General features: G+C 26.9%; 3 protein-coding genes and 1 other annotated feature. All 3 genes read left to right on the top strand.

The window, feature by feature from the left end; all coding sequences use genetic code 11:
- The first annotated feature begins 87 nt into the window (after window positions 1–87).
- Complete coding sequence (locus tag JWF52_RS08295; protein ID WP_208333115.1) at window positions 88–1,056, top strand: YybS family protein; 969 nt, start codon at window positions 88–90, stop codon at window positions 1,054–1,056.
- Between the two features lie 18 nt (window positions 1,057–1,074).
- Complete coding sequence (locus JWF52_RS08290) at window positions 1,075–1,836, top strand: glycerophosphodiester phosphodiesterase family protein (protein WP_208333114.1); 762 nt, start codon at window positions 1,075–1,077, stop codon at window positions 1,834–1,836.
- Between the two features lie 80 nt (window positions 1,837–1,916).
- Window positions 1,917–2,166 (top strand) — a binding site (T-box leader).
- A 49-nt stretch (window positions 2,167–2,215) separates the two neighbouring features.
- Complete coding sequence (gene tyrS, locus JWF52_RS08285) at window positions 2,216–3,421, top strand: tyrosine--tRNA ligase (protein ID WP_208333113.1); 1,206 nt, start codon at window positions 2,216–2,218, stop codon at window positions 3,419–3,421.
- The last annotated feature ends 5 nt before the right edge of the window (window positions 3,422–3,426 follow it).

The raw sequence follows: 3,426 nt of genomic DNA, 5'->3' as shown, positions 1-3,426 counted from the left end.
TTTTTTATAATAGTGACCCCTTTATAATTTTTTTACCAAATAGTATGATATATTATAATAATACTTAAAAATAGGAGGAAACTGAAAGTGAATAGTACTAAGAAACTTACAGAGGCAGCATTACTTTCATCGTTATTTGTTGTAAGTACTATAATTGCTGTAGGTAGTGGTTTGGGGTATGCGCTTTATTTGGATTTTATAGTACCAATTTTCTTTTGCATAATATGCTTAAAATGTGAGCTTAAATATACTATATTATCTAGTATAAGTTCTCTTATAATAGTTGCTCTAGTACTTGGAAATATAGGAACTGCAATTTGGGCAGCTCAAAGTGTGATATTAGGAATTATATGTGGATTTCTAATGTCGAAAGCAACTACTATTATTGATGATATTATTTATGGATCAATAATTGGCATAGTACTTATGGTATTTATAGATTTATACGCATCAAAGCTTATTGGATACAGTTTTATGAAAGAATTTAGTCAGTATACTAAAATGTTCCATCTAAAAGGATACAGTGAAATGATTTATTATATGTTAATAGCTTTATTCCCTATGGGAACTGTGTTTAGTATATATTTTTTATCGTTATTATTATCTAAAAAATTGAATATATTAAAAGGTAATGCAAAAAGAAAATTACATATGATAAAGAATTTTAGAAATTGTTCTAGATTTATTTGTTGCTCTAAGAAAGTATTTTACTTATGTTCAATATATTTAATTTTAGTTGAATTAATGAGTATATTAAACATTAATATATCTATTGTATATTTAAAAACTATCACTATATCAATACAATATTTATGTTTTTACTTTGTTATAAGAGATGGATATATAATAGTGCAAAATTATGTAATATCTAAGTATCAAAAAATATCTTATGCAAGAATTTTATCTTTAATAACGATAGTACTACTTTTATTTATGTTTAAGGTAACAACTTTGGTAATTGTAATTTTAAATTTAATACTAGATAGTAAAATAGATATAAGAATTAAGCAAATTTTGATAGTAGACAACTATGTAAATAACCTGGTAAGTAAATAAATATAAAAGGTGGTTTATATGGAAAAAGAGATGGACTGGATAATGGAAATACCAATAGCACATAGAGGATTATATAATGAAAAATATCCAGAAAATTCTATTGGAGCATTTAAAAATGCAGTTAGGCATAAATATTCAATAGAATTAGATATTCAGTTCACTAAAGATAAAAAAATAGTAGTATTTCATGATGATAGTTTATATAGAATGACTAAAGATGAAAGAAATATTCATGATTTAGACTATGAGGAACTTAAAAAATTAAGATTATTGGATTCAGATGAAAAAATACCAACAATAGAAGACGTATTAGAAATAGTAGATGGAAAAGTAGGAATACTTATAGAAATAAAAAATAGTAAGGATATATTTGATTTATGTGAAGGGTTATATAATACTGTTAAAAGATATAATGGTAAATACTCCATACAGTCATTTAATCCATTCGTATTAGTATGGTATAAAAATAATGCAAATAATATTTTAAGGGGGCAAATAGCAGGTTTGCCAAGATATTCTTATAGAAATTCAAGCTGGTGTAAAAAATTTGCCCTTAAAAACATGGTATTAAACTTTAAAACGAAACCCGATTATATAGCCTATTCAATTAGAGGGATAGATAAACAAAGGATAGCTTGCCTAAGAAATAAGGGTATTCCAATAATATCATGGACTATAAAAAATAAAGAAGATATGATATATGCGTATAAATACTCAGATAATATAATATTTGAAGGATTCTATCCACCTAATAATAAAAATAATTATAATTACTTATAATATAAAAGATTTTGTAAATAATAATAAAAATAGTTGACAAAATATTAAATAGCGAATATATTAGAATTAATAATTAATATAAAAAAGCTATGAAAAGAACAAGTAAAACTAATGTAGTCTAACAGAGAGTTTCCGGATGGTGAGAGGAGCAAGTTAAGTTAGTTTGAATACATCTTAGAGCAGTAATCCCAAAAGATAACAACTAGTAGGGATTAACGTAGTAGCACACGTTATAGTGCTAAGGTATAGATATTGTACCTATTGAGGTTAATGCTGTAAAGTATTGATAAACTAAGGTGGTAACACGTGAGTAATGCTCTCGTCCTTTTATGAGGATGAGAGCTTTTTTATTGCAATAAATAAATATAGGAGGGTAAATATGATAAACTTAGATGAACAAATTAAAATAATATTAAAAGGTGTAGATGATATCATAGATGAGAAAGACCTTAGAGAAAAATTAGTTAAAGCGGATAAAGAAGGTCGTCAATTAGTTGTAAAATTAGGACTAGATCCATCAGCTCCAGATATACACTTAGGACACACTGTAGTTCTTAGAAAAATGAAGCAATTACAAGATTTAGGACATAAGGTAGTAATAATAATAGGAGACTTTACAGGTAAAATAGGAGATCCAACTGGTAAATCTCAAGCTAGAAAAGCATTAACAACAGAGCAAGTCTTAGAAAATGCAAAAACTTATGAAGAACAAATATTTAAAGTATTAGATAAAGAAAAAACAGAAGTTAGATTTAATAGCGAATGGTTAGCTAAATTAAACTTTGAAGATGTAGTAAAATTAGCTGCAACTATAACTGTAGCTAGAATGTTAGAAAGAGAAGATTTCAAGAAAAGATACGAAAGTCATACTCCAATATCAGTGCATGAATTTTTCTATCCATTAATGCAAGGATATGATTCAGTTGCAATAAATGCTGATATAGAACTTGGAGGAACAGACCAAAGATTTAATCTGCTTATGGGACGTGCACTTCAAAAAGATTTTGGACAAGAATCTCAAGTTGTTATAATGATGCCTCTAATAGAAGGTTTAGACGGTGTTAACAAAATGAGTAAGAGTTTAGGAAACTATATAGGAGTAGATGAAGAAGCTGGAGTAATGTATCAAAAAGCTATGGAAATACCAGATGAATTAATAGTTAAATACTATAATTTAGTAACTGATGTTCATCCTGATGTAGTTAATAAAATAGAAGAAGATTTAAAGGAAGATAGAGTTAACCCAAGAAATGTAAAGATGGAGTTAGCTAAAGAAATAGTAAGATTATACCATGGAGAAGAAAGAGCTAATTTTGCAGAAGAAAGATTTAAATCAGTATTTCAAAAAGGCCAAATACCTGTAGATATATTAACGGTAGAAGCAAGTAGCGATAGCTTTGATTTAGCACAAATAATAGTAGAAAATAAACTTGTTCAAAGCAAAAGTGAAATGAGAAGATTAGCAACTCAAGGTGGAGTTAAAATAAATGGAGAAAAAGTCACGGATTTACAAAGTGTAGTACCACAAGGTGAATTAGTAATTCAAATAGGAAAGAAAAAGTTTATAAAAATAATAGTTAAATAATAAAA

Origin of the sequence: Clostridium sp. CCUG 7971 (assembly GCF_017590215.1) — a bacterium.
In the GTDB taxonomy this organism is placed as follows: domain Bacteria; phylum Bacillota; class Clostridia; order Peptostreptococcales; family Peptostreptococcaceae; genus Faecalimicrobium.
Note: the sequence above shows the minus strand (reverse complement) of the source record. Positions and strands in the feature narration are given on the sequence as shown.

Excerpts from the sequence above, each read along its gene's own strand:
- JWF52_RS08290 (WP_208333114.1), top strand. The coding sequence starts at position 1,075 with ATGGAAAAAGAGATGGACTGGATAATGGAAATACCAATAGCACATAGA.
- tyrS (WP_208333113.1), top strand. The coding sequence starts at position 2,216 with ATGATAAACTTAGATGAACAAATTAAAATAATATTAAAAGGTGTAGAT.